The organism is Limimaricola hongkongensis DSM 17492 (genome assembly GCF_000600975.2).
Classification (GTDB): Bacteria; Pseudomonadota; Alphaproteobacteria; order Rhodobacterales; family Rhodobacteraceae; genus Limimaricola; species Limimaricola hongkongensis.
Genome location: NZ_KK088653.1, coordinates 842944 through 865380 on the forward strand (window position 1 = coordinate 842944; position 22437 = coordinate 865380).

General features: G+C 68.1%; 23 protein-coding genes and 1 pseudogene. 11 read left to right on the plus strand and 13 right to left on the minus strand.

Going from position 1 to position 22437, the window contains the following annotated elements; translation table 11 throughout:
• Positions 1-1561: pseudogene (locus tag LOKHON_RS14475) on the minus strand (DEAD/DEAH box helicase).
• A 185-nt stretch (positions 1562-1746) separates the two neighbouring features.
• Here LOKHON_RS14475 and LOKHON_RS14480 point away from each other — a divergent pair.
• Complete coding sequence (locus LOKHON_RS14480) at positions 1747-2175, plus strand: OsmC family protein (RefSeq protein WP_017927400.1); 429 nt, start codon at positions 1747-1749, stop codon at positions 2173-2175.
• An 81-nt stretch (positions 2176-2256) separates the two neighbouring features.
• Here LOKHON_RS14480 and LOKHON_RS14485 read toward each other — a convergent pair whose 3' ends face one another.
• Both LOKHON_RS14485 and LOKHON_RS14490 read right to left on the minus strand, forming a co-directional pair.
• Positions 2257-3852, minus strand: a complete 1596-nt coding sequence (locus LOKHON_RS14485) for a peptide chain release factor 3 (RefSeq protein ID WP_017927401.1) — start codon at positions 3850-3852, stop codon at positions 2257-2259.
• 48 nt (positions 3853-3900) lie between these two features.
• A complete protein-coding gene (locus LOKHON_RS14490) occupies positions 3901-4893 on the minus strand; it encodes a Hint domain-containing protein (protein WP_245631469.1) in 993 nt (330 codons plus the stop codon).
• 78 nt (positions 4894-4971) lie between these two features.
• On the opposite strand from LOKHON_RS14490, the gene LOKHON_RS14495 reads away from it, so the two are divergent.
• The gene (locus tag LOKHON_RS14495) at positions 4972-5751 is read left to right on the plus strand and encodes an SDR family oxidoreductase (RefSeq protein WP_017927403.1); all 780 of its coding nucleotides are present in this window, start codon (positions 4972-4974) and stop codon (positions 5749-5751) included.
• A 61-nt stretch (positions 5752-5812) separates the two neighbouring features.
• Positions 5813-6940, plus strand: coding sequence for an ABC transporter ATP-binding protein (locus tag LOKHON_RS14500; protein ID WP_017927404.1), 1128 nt, complete (start codon positions 5813-5815; stop codon positions 6938-6940).
• Positions 6941-7020: 80 nt separating this feature from the next.
• Here LOKHON_RS14500 and LOKHON_RS14505 read toward each other — a convergent pair whose 3' ends face one another.
• The gene (locus LOKHON_RS14505) at positions 7021-7692 is read right to left on the minus strand and encodes a helix-turn-helix transcriptional regulator (protein WP_017927405.1); all 672 of its coding nucleotides are present in this window, start codon (positions 7690-7692) and stop codon (positions 7021-7023) included.
• Positions 7693-7868: 176 nt separating this feature from the next.
• Between LOKHON_RS14505 and LOKHON_RS14510 the strand changes: the two genes are divergently transcribed.
• Genes LOKHON_RS14510 through LOKHON_RS14525 form a run of 4 tightly spaced genes read left to right on the plus strand, consistent with a single transcriptional unit; the run spans position 7869 to position 10354 of the window.
• On the plus strand, positions 7869-8111 hold the full coding sequence (locus tag LOKHON_RS14510; RefSeq protein WP_017927406.1) for a twin-arginine translocase TatA/TatE family subunit: 243 nt from the start codon (positions 7869-7871) through the stop codon (positions 8109-8111).
• Between the two features lie 22 nt (positions 8112-8133).
• Positions 8134-8661 carry a Sec-independent protein translocase protein TatB gene (gene tatB, locus LOKHON_RS14515; protein ID WP_017927407.1) on the plus strand — a complete coding sequence of 176 codons (528 nt, stop codon included), beginning with the start codon at positions 8134-8136 and terminating at the stop codon, positions 8659-8661.
• Positions 8658-9515, plus strand: coding sequence for a twin-arginine translocase subunit TatC (tatC, locus tag LOKHON_RS14520; protein WP_017927408.1), 858 nt, complete (start codon positions 8658-8660; stop codon positions 9513-9515). Before tatB ends, tatC begins: the two co-directional genes overlap by 4 nt.
• Entirely contained in the window at positions 9512-10354 is an 843-nt protein-coding gene (locus LOKHON_RS14525) for an ATP-binding protein (RefSeq protein WP_017927409.1), read from the plus strand. The genes tatC and LOKHON_RS14525 overlap by 4 nt, the downstream gene beginning before the upstream one ends.
• A gap of 71 nt (positions 10355-10425) precedes the next feature.
• On the opposite strand, the gene LOKHON_RS14530 is transcribed toward LOKHON_RS14525, so the two are convergent.
• The 5 genes from LOKHON_RS14530 to LOKHON_RS14550 all read right to left on the minus strand — a co-directional run bounded on the left by LOKHON_RS14530 (position 10426) and on the right by LOKHON_RS14550 (position 14611).
• The gene (locus LOKHON_RS14530; protein WP_017927410.1) at positions 10426-11697 is read right to left on the minus strand and encodes a M23 family metallopeptidase; all 1272 of its coding nucleotides are present in this window, start codon (positions 11695-11697) and stop codon (positions 10426-10428) included.
• Positions 11698-11783: 86 nt separating this feature from the next.
• On the minus strand, positions 11784-12425 hold the full coding sequence (locus LOKHON_RS14535; protein WP_017927411.1) for a protein-L-isoaspartate(D-aspartate) O-methyltransferase: 642 nt from the start codon (positions 12423-12425) through the stop codon (positions 11784-11786).
• Positions 12422-13222 carry a 5'/3'-nucleotidase SurE gene (gene surE / locus LOKHON_RS14540; protein WP_017927412.1) on the minus strand — a complete coding sequence of 267 codons (801 nt, stop codon included), beginning with the start codon at positions 13220-13222 and terminating at the stop codon, positions 12422-12424. The genes LOKHON_RS14535 and surE overlap by 4 nt, the downstream gene beginning before the upstream one ends.
• A 139-nt stretch (positions 13223-13361) precedes the next feature.
• Positions 13362-14015: an SDR family NAD(P)-dependent oxidoreductase gene (locus LOKHON_RS14545; RefSeq protein WP_017927413.1), complete on the minus strand. Its 654-nt coding sequence runs from the start codon at positions 14013-14015 to the stop codon at positions 13362-13364.
• On the minus strand, positions 14012-14611 hold the full coding sequence (locus LOKHON_RS14550) for a hypothetical protein (protein ID WP_017927414.1): 600 nt from the start codon (positions 14609-14611) through the stop codon (positions 14012-14014). The genes LOKHON_RS14545 and LOKHON_RS14550 overlap by 4 nt, the downstream gene beginning before the upstream one ends.
• A 156-nt stretch (positions 14612-14767) precedes the next feature.
• Here LOKHON_RS14550 and LOKHON_RS14555 point away from each other — a divergent pair, with 156 nt between their 5' ends.
• Positions 14768-15253, plus strand: coding sequence for a VOC family protein (locus tag LOKHON_RS14555; protein ID WP_017927415.1), 486 nt, complete (start codon positions 14768-14770; stop codon positions 15251-15253).
• Between the two features lie 19 nt (positions 15254-15272).
• Here LOKHON_RS14555 and purF read toward each other — a convergent pair whose 3' ends face one another.
• Complete coding sequence (gene purF, locus LOKHON_RS14560; RefSeq protein ID WP_017927416.1) at positions 15273-16736, minus strand: amidophosphoribosyltransferase; 1464 nt, start codon at positions 16734-16736, stop codon at positions 15273-15275.
• 214 nt (positions 16737-16950) lie between these two features.
• Here purF and LOKHON_RS14565 point away from each other — a divergent pair, with 214 nt between their 5' ends.
• From LOKHON_RS14565 to LOKHON_RS14575, 3 genes are read left to right on the plus strand one after another with little or no spacing between them, the layout of a single operon-like run.
• On the plus strand, positions 16951-18387 hold the full coding sequence (locus LOKHON_RS14565) for a cytochrome ubiquinol oxidase subunit I (protein ID WP_017927417.1): 1437 nt from the start codon (positions 16951-16953) through the stop codon (positions 18385-18387).
• Positions 18387-19406 carry a cytochrome d ubiquinol oxidase subunit II gene (cydB, locus tag LOKHON_RS14570; RefSeq protein WP_017927418.1) on the plus strand — a complete coding sequence of 340 codons (1020 nt, stop codon included), beginning with the start codon at positions 18387-18389 and terminating at the stop codon, positions 19404-19406. Before LOKHON_RS14565 ends, cydB begins: the two co-directional genes overlap by 1 nt.
• On the plus strand, positions 19406-19501 hold the full coding sequence (locus LOKHON_RS14575) for a DUF2474 family protein (RefSeq protein ID WP_017927419.1): 96 nt from the start codon (positions 19406-19408) through the stop codon (positions 19499-19501). The genes cydB and LOKHON_RS14575 overlap by 1 nt, the downstream gene beginning before the upstream one ends.
• Positions 19502-19503: 2 nt before the next feature.
• Here LOKHON_RS14575 and LOKHON_RS14580 read toward each other — a convergent pair whose 3' ends face one another.
• The 3 genes from LOKHON_RS14580 to LOKHON_RS14590 form a co-directional block, all read right to left on the minus strand.
• Complete coding sequence (locus LOKHON_RS14580) at positions 19504-20064, minus strand: CvpA family protein (RefSeq protein WP_017927420.1); 561 nt, start codon at positions 20062-20064, stop codon at positions 19504-19506.
• Positions 20065-20072: 8 nt separating this feature from the next.
• Positions 20073-21464, minus strand: coding sequence for a DNA repair protein RadA (radA, locus tag LOKHON_RS14585; protein ID WP_017927421.1), 1392 nt, complete (start codon positions 21462-21464; stop codon positions 20073-20075).
• Positions 21465-21577: 113 nt separating this feature from the next.
• Positions 21578-22306 carry a hypothetical protein gene (locus tag LOKHON_RS14590; protein ID WP_017927422.1) on the minus strand — a complete coding sequence of 243 codons (729 nt, stop codon included), beginning with the start codon at positions 22304-22306 and terminating at the stop codon, positions 21578-21580.
• Positions 22307-22437: the final 131 nt, after the last annotated feature.

A 22437-nucleotide genomic window follows, 5' to 3' on the forward strand; every position in this document is an offset into this window, starting at 1 on the left:
TTAACCGGCGCGCCGCTCTTCGAAGCTTTTGAGGATGAAGGCGGGGGTATCTTCACCCATGCCGACGATGTCCTCTTCGCGGGTGTCGCTTTTGCGCCGGTCGCGGCCACCACGGCCCCGATCGTTTCCGCCACGCGACTCCGGGTGCCGCGTCTCCGAAGCCGCCGCGGGTTGTCGGGTCGGGTTTCGGCTCTGCCTTCGGCTCGGGCTTGGTTTCGGTTGCCGGAGCCGGCTTGGCCTCGGCCTTGGGCGCGGCTTCGGCCTTGGGCGCGGTGGTCTCCTGCGCTTCGGCCTTCACGGCGGGCTTGGCCTCGTCTCGCGTGCGCGAGCGGCTGCGCGTCCGGGTCCGGCGCGGACGCTCCTCCTCGTTCGCGGCCTCGGCAGCGGGGGCCTCGGCGGGGGCTGCGTTGGCGCCCTTGGGGTCGTCGAGACGCGGGATCGGATTCTGCACCAGACGCTCGACGTCCTCGAGGTTCTTCTCGTCGCGCGGGTTGCAGATCATGATCGCGGTGCCCTTGCGGCCCGCACGCCCGGTGCGGCCGATCCGGTGCACGTAATCCTCGGCATGGCTGGGCACGTCGAAGTTGAACACGTGGCTGACCGCCGGCACGTCGAGACCGCGCGCCGCCACGTCGGAGGCCACGAGGATCTTCACGTCGCCGGCGCGAAAGCCGTCGAGCGTGCGTGTGCGCTGGCTCTGGTCGAGATCGCCATGGATCGGCTCGGCGTCATAGCCGTGCTTCTTGAGGCTCTTGGCGACCACGTCCACGTCCATCTTGCGATTGCAGAAGATGATCGCGTTGGTGCAGGTGTCGCCCTCGGCGTCGATCAGGCGGCGCAGCAGGTCGCGCTTTTCGCCCGCCTCGCGGTCCTTGCGGCTGGCGCGGAACATGACCACGCCCTGCTTGATGTTCTCGCCCGTCGTGGCGGCGCGGGCCACCTCGATCTTCTCGGGGTTCGACAGGAAGGTGTTGGTGATCCGCTCGATCTCGGGCGCCATGGTGGCCGAGAAGAACAGCGTCTGCCGGGTGAAGGGCGTCAGGCCGAAGATCCGCTCGATGTCGGGGATGAAGCCCATGTCGAGCATCCGGTCGGCTTCGTCGACGACCATGATCTGCACGCCGGTGAGCAGGAGCTTGCCGCGCTCGAAATGGTCGAGCAGGCGGCCCGGCGTGGCGATCAGCACGTCGACGCCCTTGTCGATCAGCGCGTCCTGCTCCTTGAAGGAGACCCCGCCGATCAGCAGCGCCTTGGTGAGCTTGGTGTGCTTGGCATAGGTGTCGAAGTTCTCGGCCACCTGCGCCGCAAGCTCGCGGGTCGGGCAGAGCACGAGGCTGCGCGGCATCCGTGCGCGGGCGCGGCCCCGGCCCAGAAGCGTGATCATCGGCAGCGTGAAGGACGCTGTCTTGCCGGTGCCGGTCTGGGCGATGCCCAGCACGTCGCGGCCTTCGAGCGCGGGCGGAATGGCGCCCGCCTGGATCGGGGTCGGCGTCTCATAGCCGGCCTCGGCGATGGCCTTGAGCACCTTGGGATCGAGGTTGAGATCGTTGAACTGGGTCATGTGAGCCTTTCGAGACTGCGGCACCGATTGGCCGCAGGAGCAGGCGCGGCCCGCCCGGCCGGATTGCCGGGTCGTTCGACTTGGTCCGCCCCATAGGCCGAAACGCGTCCGAGGTCAAGAAATGCCCGGAACGCGGCGGGCGGTCGGGGCGTTTTGACCGGAACCCGAAAAAGGAGGGATGCGGCATGATCAACAAGCACGGAACCGCGAAATGGAGCGGCGGGCTGAAAACCGGGCAGGGGCACGTTTCGACCGAGACCGGCGTGCTGTCGGACCAGCCCTATGGCTTCAACACCCGCTTCGAGGGCAAGCCCGGCACCAACCCCGAGGAGCTGATCGGCGCGGCGCATGCCAGCTGCTACGCCATGGCGCTCAGCCTCAACCTCGGCGAAGACGAGCTGACCGCCGATGACATCCAGGTGAAATCCACCGTGTCGCTCGAAGAGCAGGACGACGGCTTTGCCATCACCAAGGTGCATCTCGACGTGACCGCGAAGGTGGCGGGCGCCTCGGAGGAACAGTTCCGCAAGGCGGCCGAAGCCACCAAGACCGGCTGCCCGGTGTCGAAGCTTCTGAACGCCGAAGTGACGATGGACGCCAAGCTGGTCGGCTGAGCGTCTGTCTCGTCTGCATGATGGAAAAAGGCGGCCCCATAAAGGGCCGCCTTCTTCACGTCTCGACCCTGCCGGGCGGGATCAGACCATCATTTCCTTGGTCGCGGTCAGGCGGATTTCGGGGTGGTCGCGTTCGACCCGGTCGATGTCCCACTGCATCCGCGTGAGGTAGACGAGGTCGCCGTCATTGTCGGTGGCCACGTGTTGCTTGTTCTTGGCGGCAAAGGCGTCGACCGCGGCCTTGTCGCCCGCCATCCAGCGCGCCGAGGTGAACTGCGACGGCTCGAAGCGCACCGGAAGCCCGTATTCCATTTCGATCCGGCTCGCGAGCACCTCGAACTGCAGCGCGCCGACGACGCCGACGATGAAGCCCGAGCCGAAGGTCGGCTTGAACACCTTCGCCGCGCCTTCCTCGGCGAACTGCGAGAGCGCCTTGTCGAGATGCTTGGCCTTCATCGGGTCGCCCGCGCGGCAGGTCTGGAGCAATTCGGGCGCGAAGGAGGGGATGCCCGCGACGCGCAGCAGCTCGCCCTCGGTCAGCGTGTCGCCAATCCGAAGCTGGCCGTGGTTCGGGATGCCGATGATGTCGCCGGCCCATGCTTCGTCCGCCAATTCGCGGTCAGAGGCGAGGAACAGCACCGGGTTCGAGATCGCCATGGTTTTCTTGGTGCGCACATGGGTGAGCTTCATGCCGCGCTCGAAATGCCCCGAGGCCATGCGCACGAAGGCGACGCGGTCGCGGTGCTTGGGGTCCATGTTGGCCTGCACCTTGAACACGAAGCCCGCGACCTTGCCTTCTTCGGGCGCGATCTCGCGCGGCTGCGCCTTTTGCACCTGCGGCTCGGGGCCATAGGTGCCGATGCCCTCCATCAGCTCGCGCACGCCAAAGCTGTTGATGGCCGAGCCGAACCAGATCGGGGTCATGTGCCCTTCGAGCACGGCCTGCGGGTCGAGCGCGGGCAGAAGCTCGCGCGCCATCTCGACCTCCTCGCGCAGCTTTTCAAGCAGGTGCGGCGGCACATGCTCGGCGATCTTGGGGTCGTCGAGCCCGTCGATGGCGATGCTCTCGGCGACGCGGTTGCGGTCGGCCCGGTCGATCAGCTCGAGCCGGTCGCGCAAGAGGTCGTAGCAGCCCAGGAATTCGCGCCCGACGCCGATCGGCCAGGAGGCGGGCGTCACGTCGATGGCGAGGTTTTCCTGAATTTCGTCGATGATCTCGAAGGTATCGCGGCTCTCGCGGTCCATCTTGTTGCAGAAGGTCAGGATCGGCAGGTCGCGCAGGCGGCAGACCTCGAACAGCTTGCGGGTCTGGCTCTCGACGCCCTTGGCGCCGTCGATCACCATCACCGCGGCGTCCACCGCCGTCAGGGTGCGGTAGGTGTCCTCGGAGAAATCCGAGTGGCCGGGCGTGTCGACGAGATTGAAGCGGAAATTCTTGAAGTCGAAGGACATCGCCGAGGCCGAGACCGAGATGCCGCGGTCCTTCTCCATCTGCATGAAGTCCGAACGCGTGCGCCGCGCCTCGACCTTGGCGCGGACCTGTCCGGCCATCTGGATCGCGCCGCCGAACAGCAGGAACTTTTCGGTCAGCGTCGTCTTGCCCGCGTCCGGGTGCGAGATGATCGCAAAGGTCCGGCGGCGGGCGATTTCGGGCGGGAGGGCGGGGCGGTTGTCCATGCGCGCGCTATAGAGAATGCGCAAGGACAGGGCAATCGCCCCGGCGGCCTAGAGCGCCGAGGCACGCCGCAGCAAGGCCACGCTTTCAGGGCCCGAAACGAGCGTCTGCGACACCTCGTAGTCGAGATGGCGCGGCGTTGCGTGGGGCGCCATGCCGGCGGGGAGGGCGTCCGCGCTGCGATGGTCGATCATCTGCGATTCGGCGGCGATGCCCTCGGCATAGACGATCTGGTGATCGTCGAAGACCAGCTGAAAATAGTCCACGAACCCGCCCTCGCGCCGCACCACGCTGTCGCCATTGACGAGGTGGCGCACCTTGACCATCAGCTCGGCCCGCCCGGCGCCAAGCCGGTCCTCGCGCTGCCAGATGAAAACGCGGTGGTCGGGGCTGAGCCACAAATCGCGCGCGTTGTGCAGCGCGCCCTTTCGGATCAGCACCGGCGCAAAGCGCCCCGTGGCGCGCAGCGTGGTTCGGCCGATCCAGCGCAGCGGCTGCGCGCCGTTGTCGCGGGTGAGGATGCGATCGCCGGGGGCGAGATCCTCGACCAGCACCTGTGCGCCGCCGGCGCGCGCGACATGCGTGCCGCGCGGAAAGGAGGCGCAGGCCAACTGCGCGAGCCGTGCGGTCCCGGCATGGCGGTCGATGCCGACAAGCCGGTAGTCGTCGCCCTGTGCGAGACGACCCAGCGGCAACAGGTAGACCGCGATGGCCGCGGCGTCCTCGACCTCGACCAGCACGACCGCCTCCTCGGCCGTGCCATCCTGTGCCATCAGCGTCAGGCAGCTGTCGACATGCAGCACCCGGCCCGCATGCCCGTCCGCAGCGCCCCCGGTGATCCGCAACCTCCCATCGGGTTCCGCGCTCAGGTCCAGACAGCGGCTCGGGGCGTCGGGGCCGAGACGATAGGCGTCGCCGGGCACCAGCTCGTCGGCAAAGCTCAGCGGATCGCCATGCGCCACGCCCTGCACCACGCGGACATCCCCGGCATCGAAGACGCGCAGTTGCCGAAGCTGTTCGTCTTTCATCGTCGTTCTGCCCATGGGTCTTGCGGTCCGGCGGCATGATTGCCCGGGGCCCGGACCGATGCTAGTCCATGAACGCAAACAAGGAGGTAGCTGATGGATCTGGGCATCAGGGGCAAACGGGCGCTGGTCTGCGCGTCGTCCAAGGGGTTGGGGCGCGGCTGCGCCGAGGCATTGGCCGAGGCGGGCGTCGATCTGGTGATGAACGCGCGCGGAAGCGAGGCGCTCGAACAGGCGGCGCAGGAGATTCGCGACCGCTTCGGCGTCACGGTGACGGCGGTGGCCTGCGACGTGACCACGCCCGAGGGGCAGGCCGAACTGATCGAGGCGGCGCAGGGCGTCGATATCCTCGTCACCAACGCCGGTGGCCCGCCGCCGGGCATGTGGACCGACTGGGACCGCGAGGATTTCATCCGCGCGCTCGACGCCAACATGCTGAGCCCGATCGCGCTGATGAAGGCGCTCGTGCCGGGCATGATGGAGCGGGGATGGGGGCGGGTGGTCAACATCACCTCGCAATCGGTGAAATCGCCGATCCCGCAGCTCGGCCTGTCGAATGCGGCACGCGCGGGACTGACGGGGTATGTCGCGGGCACCTCGCGGCAGGTCGCGCCCTCGGGGGTGACGATCAACAACCTGCTGCCGGGCATCCACGACACCGACCGCGCCGCCTCGCTCGATGATGGCGCGTCCAAGAAGGACGGAATCCCGGTCGAGGAAGCGCGCGCCCGGCGCGAGGCAAGCATCCCGGCGGGGCGCTACGGCACCGCGGCCGAATTCGGCGCGACCTGTGCTTTCATGTGCTCGCAACACGCGGGCTTCATGGTCGGGCAGAACGTGCTTCTGGATGGCGGCGTCGGCAACCAGACCATGTGAGCTTGCGGGCGCGGAGCGGGATTGCTAGGGCAACCCGACGCATTTGATCGGGATTTCGCCCTTGTTCGAGACCGCCCCGCCGCCCCGCACGCCGCAACAGACCGTTCCCGCGCCGCGGCTTGAAATCCGCGACCTGACCCGTGCCTTTGCGGGGCGCGGCGTGGTCTCCGGCGTGTCGCTCAAGGTGATGCCCGGGCAGGTGACCTGCCTGCTCGGGCCTTCGGGCTGCGGCAAGTCGACCACGCTTCGGATCATCGCGGGCGTCGACCGGCAGGATGCGGGCGGCGTCTATGTGGATGGCGCGCCGATTTCCGAAGCCGGGCTGCACATGCCGCCCGAAGAGCGTGGCATCGGGCTGATGTTCCAGGATTTCGCGCTGTTTCCGCATCTCGACGTGGCGCGCAATGTCGGCTTCGGCCTGAAGGGGCCCAAAGCCGAGATCCGCGCCCGCGTCGAAAGCCTGCTCGACAAGGTCGGCATGCGCCGCCACATCGACCGCTATCCGCACGAGCTGTCGGGGGGCGAGCAGCAACGCGTGGCATTGGCGCGCGCGCTGGCGCCCAGCCCGCGCATCCTGCTGATGGATGAGCCGTTCTCCGGCCTCGACGACCGGCTCCGCGACGACATCCGCGACGAGACGCTCGCCGTGCTCAAGGCCGAAGGGACGGCGGTGCTTCTGGTCACGCACGAGCCCGCCGAGGCGATGCGCATGGCCGACGAGATCGCGCTGATGCGCGACGGGCGCGTGGTTCAGTACGGCGCGCCTTACAACATCTACAACGCGCCCACCGACCGCGAGGCGGCGGCCTTCTTCTCGGACATCAACGTCATCGAGGGCACCGTTCAGGGGGCGCTGTGCGACACGCCCTTCGGAGATTTCCTGACGCCCGGCCTGCCGGACGGCACCGAGGTCGAGATCGTGATCCGGCCGCAGCACCTGAAGATCGATTTCGACCGGCAGGGGCGCGGTCCCAACCCGACCACGCGCGAAGGCACGCCCGCCGCCGGCACGGTCGAACGGGCGCGGTTTCTGGGCGCATCGAGCCTCGTGGAGTTCCGCATGGATCATGACGGCGAAATCCTGCGCGCCTCCGTGCCGTCGGTGTTCTTGCCCAAGCCGGGCACAAGGCTCTGGCTGATGATGCGGCGGGATCGCTGCTTCGTGTTTCCCAAGCGGCGCGCGGGCTGAACCGGCGGAATTTGCGTATTTGCGGAATGGTGAAGGACAAGGGCGCGCCCCCCTTTCACCATTCCCCAAATACGCGGACGCTACGCCGATGACCCGCGCCCGGCCTCCAGGTCCGAGAGCATCCGCCCCGGCTCGTCCACGAAAAGCTGCGGCAGCACCCGCAGGGTGACGATTCGATCGACCCTGAGCTCGGCGAAGCCCTGCGTCGTCTCGTTCCAGCCCGCCAGCGTCCAGACCCGGCCCCAGTAATCGAGCCTGAGCGGGCGCAGCACCTGTGTTTCCGGCGCGTCGCGCAGCGTGAACTGGAGCTTCTGCCGGGCCCGGATCGCGGCGCGCAGACTGGCCATGTGGCGAAACCCCGCCACTGCGTCGCCCAGCGGCGGCGTGGCAAAGCTCCAGCCGACGGCGCGGTCGCGATCCTCGGGCAGCACCGCGTCGACCCGTGCCGACAGCGAGCGCGCGGCCTCGCGCAGTTCCGCATCCTCGGCCTGCGCCACCGCCGCGAGACCCAGATGCAGCGCCTCCAGCTCGGTCATGGTGAGGTTGAGCGGCGGCAGCGTCACCGCCGCCGTGGCGCGGTAGCCCAGGCCCCGGCGCCCCTCGATCGGCACGCCCGAGGCGATGAGCCGGTCCATGTCGCGGTAGATCGTCCTGAGCGAGGTGCCCAGCCGCGCCGCCAGATCCTCGGCGCGGTGCAGCCGCCCGTCGCGCAGGATGCGGATCATTTCGACGAGTCGGTCGGTGCGGGGCATGCGGGATCCTTTCTTCCTGCCATGAAAGTGACAACTGACAGCTTTGTGTCAAGAAAAGCGGCGGCCTGACGCCGGATTGGGGCTTCCGGTCTTTCGTCCGGTCGGCGGCGGGCGTATCTGGGGACCACGAGACAAGGTGCGGCCCCCCGCGGGGCCGCCGGGATGGGAGACACGCCATGCTCAACAATATCGGCCTTCCGGGCCTCCTTCTGATCGCCGTCGTGGTGCTGGTGCTGTTCGGCCGCGGCAAGATTTCCTCGCTGATGGGCGAAGTCGGCAAAGGCATCACCGCCTTCAAGCGCGGCGTCGATGACGGCAAGAAGGAAATCGACGACCAGTCCAAGACCGTGAACGAGGCGGGCACCGTGCACGAGCCCGAGGCCCAGCCGCACGCCTCCGAGACCAAGGACCGGGTGTAACCCCGAGACAGGATAGACCGACATGTTCGATCTGGGCTGGAGCGAGCTTCTGCTGATCGGGATCGTGGCGCTGATCGTGGTCGGCCCCAAGGACCTGCCCGGCATGTTCCGCACCATCGGCCGGTTCACCGGCAAGGCCAAGGCGATGGCGCGCGAGTTTTCACGCGCGATGGAGGATGCCGCCGACGAAAGCGGCATGCGCGACATCCAGAAGACCATCAAGGCCGCCGCCGACCCCAAGGGCTTTGGCACCGACACGCTGAAGAAGGGCTTCAAGCCGGGCGGCGAAACCGAGAAGCTTTCGCAAGAACGCGCCGAGGCGCGGCGCAAGGTCGAGGAGTCCACCGCAAGGGCCGCGACGGAGCGGCAGGCGCGCGAGGCGGCGGAACCGACGCCCGAAGAGCTGGCCGACATGGAGCCGGAGGCCGCGCCCGAACCCAAGCCGGAACCGATCAGCGCCCCGGCGGAGCCGCTGGAGACCGCCGAGGCGGCGCCCGCGCGCAAGAAGACCGGACCCGCGCCCGCGCAAGAGGATGACACGACATCATGACCCCCGTTGACGAGATCGAGGACAGCTCGGCGCCGCTGATCGAGCATCTCGCCGAGCTGCGCACGCGTCTGATCCGCTCGGTGCTCGCCTTCATCGCGGGCATGGTGGTGTGCTTCACCGTCTGGAACCCGATCTTCGATTTCCTGACGCGGCCCTTGTGCTCGGCCATGGCGGCGCGCGGGCAGGAGGATTGCGGGCTGATCCTGATCGCGCTGCAGGAGGGATTCTTCGTCGCGGTGTCGATCTCGATGCTGGGCGGGTTGGTGCTCGCCTTTCCGGTCATCTCGCACCAGATGTGGCGCTTCGTGGCGCCGGGGCTCTACAAATCCGAGAAGGGCGCCTTCCTGCCCTTCATGATCGCCTCGCCCTTCATGTTCTTTCTCGGCGCGGCCTTCGCCTATTACATCGTCACGCCGCTGGCCTTCGACTTCTTCCTTGGCTTCCAGCAACCCGGCAGCCTCGTCGAGGGGCCCGAATCCGAGACGGCGGCGGCGGGTATCGCGTTCCAAGGTTCCGCGCAGGCCTATCTGGCGCTGACCATCAAGTTCATCGTGGCCTTCGGGCTGTGCTTCCAGCTGCCTGTTCTGCTGACGCTGATGGGCAAGGCGGGGCTCGTTTCGGCCAAGGGGCTCGCGGGCGTGCGCAAATACGCGATGGTGGCGATCCTGCTGCTCGCGGCGGTGGCGACGCCGCCGGACGTGGTGAGCCAGGTGATCCTGTTCACCGTGGTCTACGGCCTTTACGAGGTGTCCATCCTGCTCGTCGCGCGGGTCGAGAAAAAGCGCGAAGCGCATCTGCGGGCCGAAGGCCTGTGGGTCGAGGATGAGGACGAGGATGACGAGGCGGCGCGATGAATTCGGACGCTCTTGACCGGATCGCCGCGGCGCTGGAACGGATCAGCCCGGCGCCACGGCCCGCGCCCGCGCTGGATGCGGCGCCCGCCTATATGTGGCAACCCGATCCCGACCGGCTGTCGCCCGTCGCATCGGTAAGCCGGGTGGATCTCGGCCTGCTTTTGGGGATCGAGCGGGCGCGCGACACGCTGCTTGCCAACACCCGGCGCTTTGCGCAGGGGCTGCCCGCGAACAACGCGCTCTTGTGGGGCGCGCGCGGCATGGGAAAATCGAGCCTCGTCAAGGCGGTGCATGGCGCCCTTGAGGCGGAGTTTCCCGACCTCAAGATCGTCGAGGTGCAGCGCGAGGATCTCGCTTCCATAGACCGTTGCCTGTCATTGCTGCGCGATGCGCCGCAGCGGTTCATCCTGTTTTGCGACGATCTGTCGTTCAGCCATGACGACGCGCATTACAAATCGCTCAAGGCGGTGCTCGATGGCGGCATCGAGGGGCGGCCCGAGAATGTCGTGCTCTATGCCACCTCGAACCGGCGCCACCTGATGCCGCGCGACATGATCGAGAACGAACGCTCCACCGCGATCAGCCCGTCCGAGGCGGTCGAGGAAAAGGTCTCGCTGTCGGACCGCTTCGGGCTGTGGCTGGGCTTTCACCCCTGCGATCAGGATGCGTTCCTGTCGATGATCCGGGGCTATTGCGAGGCCTTCGACCTGAAGATCGACGACGACCGCCTGCGGGCAGAGGCGATCGAGTGGCAAGCCACCCGTGGCGGCCGTTCGGGCCGCGTCGCATGGCAGTTCTTCACCGATCTCGCGGGGCGCGAAGGCATCAGGATCGGCTGACACATCTTTGCTTTGAAACCGAAAAGGGCCGCCCCGTGGGGCGGCCCTTTCTGCATGGCGCAGGTCGCGGATCACGGCAGGTAGTTGGTGGGATCCTGGCTTTCCATGCCCTTGCGCACCTCGAAGTGCAGCAGGCTCGGGCTGCCGGCCTTCACCTTGCCGATGGTCTGGCCCTTGGAGACGCTGGCGCCGCGCTCGACCGTGAGATCGACGACATGGGTATAGACCGTGAGCAGCTCGTCGGGATGGCGGATCACGAGGATCTGGATGCCTTCGGTGTTGGTGGTGATCGCGGCGACGGTACCGGCGGCGGCGGCCTTCACGGCGCTGCCGGCGGGGGCGCCGATGTCGATGCCGTCATTGCGTCCCTTGGCATAGGCCCGGATGATGCGGCCCTGCGCGGGCATCGCCATGGCCGCGTCCCTCGGCTTGGCCTGTTCGGCGACGGGCTGCGGCGCGGGGGTGGGCGCTGCTTCGGGCTCGGGTTCGGGAGCCGAGGCGACGGGGGGTTCGTTCACCTCGGGCAGGGGCGCTGCGGCGGAGGGCGGCGTCGGTGTCGGGCTGCCTGCACCGGGTTGCGCCACCGGGGTCGGGGCGGGCGCGGAGGCCGGGGCGGCCCCGGCGGGCGGGATCAGCAGGAACTGCCCCTCGCGCACCGCGAGGTTCGAGCCGAGCCCGTTCCACTCCGCGAGGCTGCGCACCGGCACGTTGTAGAGCCGCGAGATCGAATAGGCGGTCTCGCCCCGGCTGACCTGGTGGCGCACCGGCTCCTGCCCGCTGGGCTGGCTGCGCGCGGGCGTCGACGGCACCGAACTGGCGGTGTTGCTGATGGCGGGGGTGCGTGGCGCGGGCGTGCCCGATTGCGGCGCGGCGCGGTCGATCGCGGCCCCGGCCAGCGTGGTGACGTCGATGCGGCCCGTGGCGGTCGACGGCGCGCCGGGGTTCGACGGGGTGATCGGCCCGGTGGTCGTGGCGCCGGTGGCGGGCGATGGCTCGGAGACCCGGCTGGGCAGGGCGACCACCTCGCCGCCGCGCAGGGCGGCATCGGGCGACACGCCGTTATAGCGCGCCACGGCGCCCGCCTCGAGCCCGAGCCGCGAGGCCAGGGAGGCGACCGTGTCGCTCTCGCGCGCGACCGCGACCTGGTAGTTGGGATAGGAGATCACGCCGCGGTCGTCGGGGCGCGGGCGCGGCGCCGGGTTGAGCGCGGCGGCCGAGGTGTCGAACCCATTGCCCATGTCGCGCAGGTCAGGGTCGAACGGCTCGGCGCAGGCTGCGAGCAGCGCGAGCGCGGTGGAGCAAGACAGCAGGCGCCACGCGCGGCGAAGAGGGGTGTTCTGCATCGATCTGTCCTCGTATCCCTTCGGTCCCCCGTGTGGTCCGGGGGTTCTCTCATGTGCCGGGCGCATGCATGCGCGCGCGCCCCGTGTCAGTCCTGTCCCAACCCCTCGACGAGCGGCACGAAGCGCACCGCGCGCAGCTCTTCGTAGTCGAAGCCGGTTTCTTCCCGCCGCACCCGGATCAGGCTTTGCACCGTATCCGACTGCCCCACGGGAAGCACCATGATACCCCCCACCCGAAGCTGGGCCAAGAGCGGGCCGGGCGGATCCTCGGCGGCCGCCGTCACGATGATCCGGTCGAACGGTGCTTGTTCGGGCAACCCGTGCGAGCCGTCGGCGGTGATCGCGGTGATGTTGGGCAGGTCCATCCCGGCAAAGGTCGCGCGGGCTTCGGCCACGAGGCTGCGGAACCGGTCGATGGTGTAGATGCGCCGTCCCAGCAGGCTCAGGATCGCGGCCTGGTAGCCCGAGCCGCAGCCCACCTCGAGCACCTTGTCGCGCGGCTGCACGTCAAGCGCCTGCGTCATCAGCGCCACCACCGAGGGCTGGCTGATGGTCTGGCCGCAGGCGATGGGCAGCGGCATGTCGGCATAGGCGCGCTCGGCGAAGAGCCCCTTCACGAAACGCGCGCGGTCGATCTTTTCCATCGCGTCGAGCACCCGCGCATCCGTCACCCCGTGCGAGCGCAGCGCATAGAGGAACTTCATCTTGGCGTCGGCGTCGAAGCTCATTCCACGGCATCTCCCAATGCGGCGGTGACGGCATCGAGCGCATCATGCGCAGTCAGGTCCGCGCGCATCGGCACGACCGAGATATAACCGTCGAGATTGTCCTGCGCATCGGTGCCGGGCCCGGTGGGAATGTCCTGCCGCCCGCCTTTCACCCAAAGGAACCGCCGCCCCGAGGGCGAGACATGCGGCTCGACCCCGAACGAGGTTTCGCGCCGGAAGCCCTGCCGCCCGACCCGGAGCCCGCGCACCTCCGCGCCCGGCAGCGCGGGGAAATTGACGTTGTAGAACAGCCGGTAATCGGCCTCGCTGTCCCAGATCCCGTGATCGAGCAGCCGCCGCACCGTGGCCGCGCCATGAACCCGCGCCGCCTCGAACGGATCCTCGGCGCGGACATTGCCCGGCCCGTAGAACTGCGACAGCGCGATCGCGGGCAGCCCGTGCAGCGCCGCCTCCATCGCGCCGCCGATGGTGCCCGAATACATGGCGTTCTCGGCGGCGTTGTTGCCGCGATTGACGCCCGAGAGCACAAGGTCGGGCCGCCCGTCGGCCAGCACGTCGTGCAGCCCCGCCATGACGCAATCGGCCGGGCTTCCCTCGGCGGCGAAGCGGCGCGGGCCCAGCTCGGCGATCATGGTGGGGTGGGTGTAGGAGATGCAGTGCGCGACGCCGGATTGCTCGAAGGCGGGCGCCACGATCCAGACCTCCCCCGAGGGGCCGGCGATCTCGGCGGCGATTTCCTCGAGCACCTGTAGCCCGGGTGCGTTGATGCCGTCGTCATTGGTGATGAGAATGCGCATTCGGGCCCCCTTTGGCTCCTTGTTACGGGAGCGGCTGGGGGGCGGCAAGCATTCCGGGAGAGGCGGGCCGGTCCTGACGCGCCGCCCCGTTCACCATTCTCCAAATACGCCCGAGACCGGCCCCGGCTGGGATCGCCACTCAGGCCTTGAGGATCTCAGGCAGCAGCCGCGCCGCTTCGTCGCGGATATCGGCCAGCGTGGCGCGATCCTCGCCGGGGAAGAACCGGGCGCGGGTCGAGGTGGGCATGGGGCGCGGCGCGAGAATGCGCACCTCGGGCCCGGTCCTGGCGCTTTCGGCCTGCCACGACCGCACGAGCGCCATCTGTGCCGCCTTGGTGCTGCCGTAATGGCCAAAGAACTTTTCGCCCCCCTGCGGGTCGTCGAAGAACACCGCGCGGCCCGTCTGGCCCAGAAGCGGCGCGACATAGGACACGAGCCGGGCCGTCGCGCGCAGGTTCACCGCGATGGAGCGGTCGAGATCCTTGTCCGCGAGATGCGGCGCGGGCGCGAGCGGGCCCGCGTGGATCGCGGTGTGGACCCACATATCGATGCCGCCCCACCGGTCGTGAATCGACCGGCAGAGCTGCTGCATCGCCTCGGGCACGGTGATGTCCATGGGCGCCAGCGTGGCCTGGCCGCCCGCGGCGCGGATCCGGTCGTCGAGCTCTTCGAGCGCGCCGGTGGTGCGGCCCACGGCAATGACGTGGCGGCCGGGCGCCAGCGCTTCGGCCAGCGCGGCGCCGAGGCCGCGGCTGGCGCCGGTGATCAGGACGAGCTTTGCGGTGTCGGTCATGCCGGGTGGTCTCCTTGGGTCGCGTTGTGGCGGCGCGTCAGCTCGGCGCGGGCGGCGCCGAGATCGCCGGTCGCGCCGATCCAGTCGCAAAAGCGGTCGAAATCCGTTTCGATCTCCTCGATCCGCATGCGCATCACGTGACGGCGCGTGCCGAGAAACGCCTCGATATTGGCGGTGACGGTGTCGACATGGTCGCGGCACTGCTCGATCAGCGGGGATTTGGGCTGGCGCCAGCGGGTGTGGGTCAGGATGTCCTGCCGGTAGGCCCGCAGGATGCCCTGATTGGCGCGCCGCGCAAAGCTCTGCGCGACGGCCTCCGGGTCGCGGCTCAGATGCACATAGGCGGCAGTGTCGCCGATGTCGCGCGCGAGCCGGCCCAGGAACCAGCTCAGCCGGTTGTCGACCTCGATATGGCGGGCCGGGTAGTCGAGCCGCGCCGGGCCGGTCAGATGCGTGCGGCTTTCATGCGCCGCGGTCCAGCCGTCGAGATACGAGCAGGCGCGCGCCAGCGTGGTCGAGCCACAGCGCCCGGTGCACAGAACGATGACGCGATCGGGGCGCGTGGACGCATGGGGAAAGATCGAATGCTCGGTCATTTGGCTTGGCATTTGCAGCATATTCCTTGGCCCGGCAAGGGGGCGGCCCGCGGCGATGCGACGGCTGAACTTCGCTGGCGCCGGGCCGACGGTCTCCAAGCATGATTGAGCCGCATCTGCGCGCGCGATACCCTTCGCGTGGGGGAGGGCGTGCGGATGCAGCAGGCGCAACAGCGGATCTGTCTTTGGTTCTACACCCAAGGCGAGGAGGCCGCCCGGTTCTACGTCTCCCTGCTGCCGGACAGCCGGGTCGAGCGAGTTCTGCGCGACCCCGACGGGACGACGGTGAACGTCGTCGAGTTCCGTCTCGGGGGCACCGGTTATGTCGCGATCAATGGCGGCCCGCATCTGCGCCTGACCGAGGCGGTGCCGATTTCGGTGATGACCGTCGACCAGGCCGAGACCGACCGCCTCTGGGCGGCGCTGACGGCGGATGGCGGCGAGGGCGGGCGTTGTGGCTGGTTGCGCGACCGGTTCGGCCTGTCGTGGCAGGTGCTGCCCGAGGCGCTGCCGCAACTGATGGCGCGGGCCGATCGCGACGCGGCGGGCCGCGTCGCGCAAAGCCTGATGGAAATGGGCCGGATCGACATCGCACGGCTCGAAGCCGCGTTCGACGACAGGGCCGGGACCACCCCCTGCTGAGGGTCCCGGCGCGCCGGTGTCACTCCGCCGCGGGCTTGAGCTGGAAACCCTTGTCGACCATGTCGGCGGGGACCACCGGGTAATCGCCAGAGAAGCAGGCATCGCAATAGCGCGGCGCCTTGGGATCGCGGCCTTCGTTCACGCCGACGGCACGATACAGGCCGTCGAGCGAAATGAACTTCAGGCTGTCGACATCGAGATGGCGACGCATCTCCTCCTCGCTCATGTGCGAGGCGAGCAGTTTTTCACGCTCGGGCGTGTCGACGCCGTAAAAGCAGGGCCACGCGGTCGGCGGCGAGGCGATGCGGAAATGCACCTCCGCGGCGCCCGCGTCGAGGATCATTTCCTTTATCTTGCGCGAGGTGGTGCCGCGCACCACCGAATCGTCAACGAGGATCACCCGCTTGCCGCGGATCAGCGCGCGGTTGACGTTGAGCTTGAGCCGCACGCCCATGTTGCGGATCTGCTCGGAGGGTTCGATGAAGGTCCGGCCCATGTACTGGTTGCGGATGATGCCCATGCCATAGGGAATGCCGCTCTCATGGCTGAAGCCGATCGCCGCGGGGGTGCCCGAATCCGGCACCGGGCAGACGAGATCGGCCTCCACGGGCGCCTCGCGCGCCAGCTCGACGCCGATCTGGCGGCGGGTTTCATAGACCGAACGCCCGCCGAGGATGCTGTCGGGGCGCGAGAAGTAGACATGCTCGAACAGGCAGAAGCGCGACGAGCGGTTCTTGAACGGGAAATTGCTCTCGACGCCGTTGGCGGTGATCACCACCATTTCGCCCGGCTCGATCTCGCGCACGAACTCGGCGCCGACGATGTCGAGCGCGCAGGTCTCCGACGACAGCACCCAGCCATCACCCAGGCGGCCCAGCACCAGCGGGCGCACGCCCAGCGCATCGCGGCAGCCGATCAGCTTGGTGCGGGTCATCGCGACGATCGAGAAGGCGCCTTCGCATTTGCGCAGCGCCTCTTCCATGCGGTCGGGAATCGACCGGCCCATCGAACGCGCCATCAGGTGGATGATGCATTCGGTGTCCGACGAGGATTGAAAGATCGAGCCGCGCTCGATCAGCTCGCGGCGCAGCGTCGCGGCGTTGGTCAGGTTGCCGTTATGGGCGACCGCCGCGCCGCCCATCGAGAACTCCCCGAAGAACGGCTGCACGTCGCGGATCGCGGTCTGGCCCTTGTGACCGGCGGTCGAGTAGCGGACATGACCGATCCCGAGCGTGCCGGGCAGCGTGGCGAGCACCTCGTGCGAGGTGAAGTTGTCGCGCACATAGCCCATGCGGCGGGCCGAGCAGAACCCGGTCTCGGCGTCGTGGGTGACCATGCCGGCGGCTTCCTGTCCGCGGTGCTGCAGGGCGTGCAGCCCGAGCGCGAGGAAGTTCGCGGCGTCCGAGACGCCGATGACGCCGAATACGCCGCATTCCTCCTTGAGCTTGTCGTCATCGAAGGGGTGGGCGGGAAAATCGCGCATCTGGCTGGCTCCGAATACGGTGCGTTGCGAGGACCGTTTACGGCCTTCGCGTCCGACTGTCACGAAAGGATCGTATCATCCTTTCCGTCGGGTCGCCCAATGCCCAATCCGGCGGCGCGGCGCAACCCGTACAACACGTCGTAGGGTCACGATGCCGCGTTGCCCCGGCGGACGTGGCGCTTAAGTCAGGTGCAGACAACAGGAAGATGCGCAGATGGACACTTTCCTCGGTTTCGACGCGGTCATGCTGGCCCGGATGCAATTCGGCTTCACGGTGGCCTTTCACTTCATCTTTCCGGCGATCTCGATCGGTCTGGCGAGCTTTCTGGCGGTGCTCAACGCGCTGTACCTGTGGACGCGCGACGAGGCTTACCTGCGGCTGTTCAAGTACTGGCTCAAGATCTTCGCGATCTCGTTCGCGATGGGCGTCGTGTCGGGCATCGTCATGTCCTACCAGTTCGGCACCAACTGGTCTGTGTTCTCCGACCTTGCCGGGCCGGTGATCGGGCCGCTCATGGCCTATGAGGTGCTGACCGCTTTCTTCCTCGAAGCCGGGTTCCTCGGCATCATGATCTTCGGGCGCGACAAGGTGGGGCCGGGCCTGCACATGTTCGCCTGCCTGATGGTGGCCGTCGGCACCGCGATCTCGGCCACGTGGATCCTGTCGGTGAATTCGTGGATGCAGACGCCGCAGGGCTTTTCCATCGCCGAGAACGGGCAGTTCGTGCCCGAGGACTGGTGGGCGATCATCTTCAACCCGTCCTTCCCCTACCGGCTCGCGCACACGCTGACGGCGGCCTATCTCACCACCGCCTTCATCGTCGGCGGGGTCGGGGCGTGGCACCTGCTCAGGGGGCGGCGCGAGAATCCCGGCGTGCGCACCATGTTCTCCATGGCGATGTGGATGGCCGCGCTGGTCGCGCCCTTGCAGATCTTTCTGGGCGACATGCACGGGATCAACACGCTGGAACACCAGCCTGCCAAGGTCATGGCGATGGAGGGCCATTTCGACAGCCACCCCGATGGCGCGCCGCTGATCCTGTTCGGCCTGCCGGACCAGGAGGCGGGCGAGGTGCGCTATTCGATCGAGATCCCCAAGCTGTCCTCGTTGATCCTCAAGCACGACCTGAACGCGCCGCTCGCCGGGCTCGACACCATCCCCGACGACGAGGAGCCGCCCGTCGCGGTGGTGTTCTGGAGCTTCCGGGTGATGGTGGGGCTGGGCTTCGCGATGTTGGGCGTCGGGCTGTGGTCGCTCTGGGCGCGGTTCCGCGGCCGGTTGTTCGACGCGCCCTGGCTGCACCGCGCGGCGCTGGTGATGGGGCCGTCCGGGCTCGTCGCGGTGATCGCCGGCTGGATCACCACCGAAGTCGGGCGCCAGCCCTACGTGGTCTATGGCGCGCTCCGCACCGCCGAGTCGCATTCGCCATTGGGCGCCAGCGCGGTGGGCGTGTCACTGATCGCCTTCGTGGTGATCTATTTCGTGATCTTCGGCGCGGGCATCGCCTATATTCTCAAGCTGATGCGCCATGCGCCCGAACGCGGTGAGCGCGGCGTGCGGGTCGAGCCGGGTCCGATCCGCACCACCGGCATCACGCCGCAGCAGCAGATGCGCGAGGATGGGCACGACATGGCCAAGGAGGGCGCGTGATGTTCTATTCGATCGACCTGACGGTGGCCTGGGCGCTGCTTCTGGCCTTTGCGGTCTTCGTCTATGTCGTGCTCGACGGCTTCGATCTCGGGATCGGCATCCTCTACCCGTTCTTTCGCAAGAAAGAGGACCGGGACCTGATGATGAACTCGGTCGCCCCGGTCTGGGACGGCAACGAGACATGGCTGGTGCTGGGCGGCGGCGGGCTCTTCGCGGCCTTTCCCATGGCCTACGCGATCCTGATGCCGGCGGTCTATCCGCCGATCATCGCGATGCTACTGGCGCTGATCTTTCGCGGCGTCGCCTTCGAGTATCGCTGGCGGGCCGGTTCGTGGCTGTCGAAGAAATCCTGGGACGCGGCCTTCATCGCCGGTTCGGTCGTCGCGGCGTTGAGCCAGGGCATCATCCTCGGCGCGTTCCTGCAGGGCATCGAGGTCGAGGGGCGCGCCTATGCGGGCGGCTGGTGGGACTGGCTCACGCCGTTTTCGGTGATCTGCGGGTTGGCCGTGGTGGCGGGCTACGGCTTCTTGGGCGCCTGCTGGCTCAACATGAAGCTCGAAGGCGACATCCAGCACCGGGTGCGGCTGATGGCGCGCGGGTTCTTCGTGGCGACGTTGGTCGGCATCGTCGCGGTCAGCGTGGCCACGTGGCTTTTGCAGGTCGGTCTCGCCGCGCGCTGGTTCGTCTGGCCGCTGGTGCTGCTGACGGGGCTGGTGCCGGTGCTGCTGGCGCTCATCGCGCTGGCGCTGTCGCGGTCGCTTTTCGCCGATGGGCGCGACCGGATGCCGTTTCTGCTGGGGCTGGCGCTGTTCGCGCTGTGCTTTCTGGGTCTTGGCCTGTCGGTCTGGCCCAACGCGATCCCGCACGAGGTGACGCTGTGGGAGGCCGCGGCCCCGGCCAAGAGCCAGCTCTTCATGTTCGTGGGCGCGATCGTGCTGGTGCCGATCATCCTCGCCTATACCGCCTACGCCTACTGGGTGTTTCGCGGCAAGCTCGACCCGAACAAGGGGTATCACTGATGTTGCGGCGGGTCGTCTGGTTCGTGGCGATCTGGGCCATGGGCGTCGCCACGGTCGGCGCGGTGGCCTATGCCATCCGCGCCGTGCTCTTGTAGGTTCAGGCCGGGGCGGCGCAAAGGCCGACCAGCTGCTCGTATTGCAGCGTGACCCAGGCGAGCGCCGCCTGCGGTTCCTCGGTCGTGAAGCCTTGGGTGATCTGGCCGAAAACGGCGGCGGCGCGGCTGTTCTCGACCATCGGGATCGACTGGGCCGAAAGCACCACCTCGTAGACGAAGAAGCCGACCGCCACGAGCAGGATGCCGCGCGCCACCCCGAACAGGAAGCCGAGGCCCTGATCGATGCCGCCCAGCGCCGAGCGCTGCACCGCGCCCGAGAAGACCGGCGTGAAGATCGAGAACAGCACCAGAGCGATGGCAAAGACCACCGCAAAGGCGGCGATGATCGACAATTCGCAGCTGTCTCCGATGAAATCGCCCACCACCGGGATCTGGCGCACCAGCGGCCGCACCTGGTCGGCGAAGATGAAGGCGAGGATGGTCGCGCCGATCCAGCCCGCGATGGCGAGCGCCTCGCGCACGAGGCCGCGCGAATAGGCCAGCAATGCGGACACCACGACGATGAGCGCGACGATGCCGTCGATGATCGTGAAACTTTCCATGAGAACCCTTATTCCCGTTCGCCCGGCGCCAGTCCGAACACCGTGTCGACGAAACCGGGCAGATCGCGCATCTCGCGCAGGTCGAGCCCGGCCGCCATGTCCGCCCCGGCGCGGCGCTTGGGGCGCTGTGGCAGGATGGCCTGCGTGAAACCAAGTTTCGCGGCTTCTTTCAACCTGTTTTCCATCTGCGCCACCGGCCGCACCGCCCCGGAAAGAGAAATCTCGCCGAAGATCGCGCAGTCGACCGGCAATGCGCTGTCCTCGCGCGCGCTGATCAGCGCCGCCGCCACCGCGAGATCGGCTGCGGGTTCGCCGATGCGCAGGCCGCCCGCGACGTTGAGGTAGACGTCGAGACCGGCGAACGAGACGCCGCAGCGCGCCTCCAGCACCGCGAGGATCATCGCCAGCCGCCCGCCATCCCAGCCGACGACCGAGCGCCGGGTCTGGCCCGGCTGGGCGGGGGAGACGAGCGCCTGAATTTCGCACAGGATGGGGCGCGTGCCTTCGATCCCGGCAAAGACCACCGATCCGGGCGAGGCGGTGTCGCGCTCGGACAAAAACAGCGCCGAGGGGTTCTTGACCTCGGCGAGCCCCTTGCCGGTCATTTCGAACACGCCGATCTCGTCGGCGGGGCCGAAACGGTTCTTGTGGGCGCGCAGGATGCGGAACTGGTGGCCGCGTTCGCCTTCGAAATAGAGCACGCAATCGACCATGTGCTCGACCACGCGCGGGCCCGCGAGCGTGCCTTCCTTGGTGACGTGGCCGACCATGATGACCGCGATGCCGCGCGTTTTCGCGAAACTGGTCAGCTCATGCGCCGCCGTCCGCACCTGGCTGACCGATCCGGGCGCGGCCTCGACCTTGTCGGACCACATGGTCTGGATCGAGTCGATGATCACGAGATCGGGGCGCTCGGCGTCGAGCGTGGTCAGGATGTCGCGCAGGTTGGTTTCCGCGGCGAGGGTGACGGGGCTTTCGGTCAGGCCGAGGCGCTGGGCGCGCATCTGCACCTGCGCCGCCGATTCCTCGCCGGTGACGTAGATGACCTTGAGCCCGCCGCGTGCGAAGCGGGCGGCGGCCTGCAAGAGCAGCGTCGATTTGCCGATGCCGGGATCGCCGCCGACGAGCAGGGCGGAGGCCGCGACGAGACCGCCGCCAAGCACCCGGTCGAGCTCGGCCACGCCCGAGACGGTGCGCGGCGGCGCTTCGGGCGTGGAGGCAAGATCGGTCAGCACCAGCTTGCGCCCGCGCTGCGCGCCGAGCGCCTTGGCGCCGGGGCCGGAGGTCAGCGGCGCCTCCTCCTGGATGGTGTTCCACGCGCCGCAGGCGTCGCAGCGCCCCGACCATTTCGAATGGGTCGCGCCGCATTCGGTGCAAACGTAATTGAGATCCTTGGCCATCCGCTCTTTTCACCCATCACGGGCGCACGGGCAATGGCCCGGCGCATCGCGCGGGGCCATGGATGTTCACCTTGCGTTGACGGGGGCGTCGACTGGGCGTCGCACCGCGCCGATCACTCGGCGGCGGGCTTCATGTTCACGACCTTGGGAAGATCATCGACAGCATCCTCGTCGCCCTGTGCGGGCTTCGGCGTCTCGTAGCCGAGATCGGGCAGGATGCCGCGCAGCTGGTCGTCGAGCTGCGCAAGCTGGCTCGCCACCACGCTTTCCTCAAGCTCGACCTGGTCGGACCAGCGTTTCATCTCGCGGCAGACATGCAGCGCCTCGACGATGCGCTCCTGCTGGCGCTCGGCGTCCTCCTGCCGCTGGGCGAGGAACTTCTTGGCGCGGGCGAGTTTTTCGTCGGAGTAGATGTCCGCGAGATCGCGTGCCTGTTCGCCCATCTGCGCGGCGATTTCCATCACGTCGTGCTCCAGATGGCCCAGATCGGGGTGATCGCGCAAAAAGGCGAGCCGCTCGCGCACCGCGTCGAATTCCGACGACATGGTGAAGACCCCGGCGCGGTCGGCTGTGTGCGCCACGTGATAGGCGCGGGCCACGTCGTCCATCGAGATGCGGAAGTCGCGGTGGCTCTTTTCCAGCGCCAGTACCCGGCTTGAGGAGGGCAGGAAGAACACCAAGGTCACGAGCAGGCCGGTGAGAAAGATCTGCAGCGCCATCCCGGCCCAGGGCAGGGCGGTCTCACCGAAGCGGGCACCGATTTCGAGCCAGGGCAAATAGCCCAGCGTCGCGGCAACGGTCGCGGCGACCGCGGCGGCGGCGGCGAGCGCCAGCACTGTCATGGCAATCATCTGAAGGGCACGGGTGGCAAAAGCGGCAGGGCTGGACTGGGTCACGAGCGGTCTCCGGCACGGATGTGTCAGTTTCCACTCTAACCTCGGCGGGTCTTTGCCGGTTCCAGAATGCGCCTGTT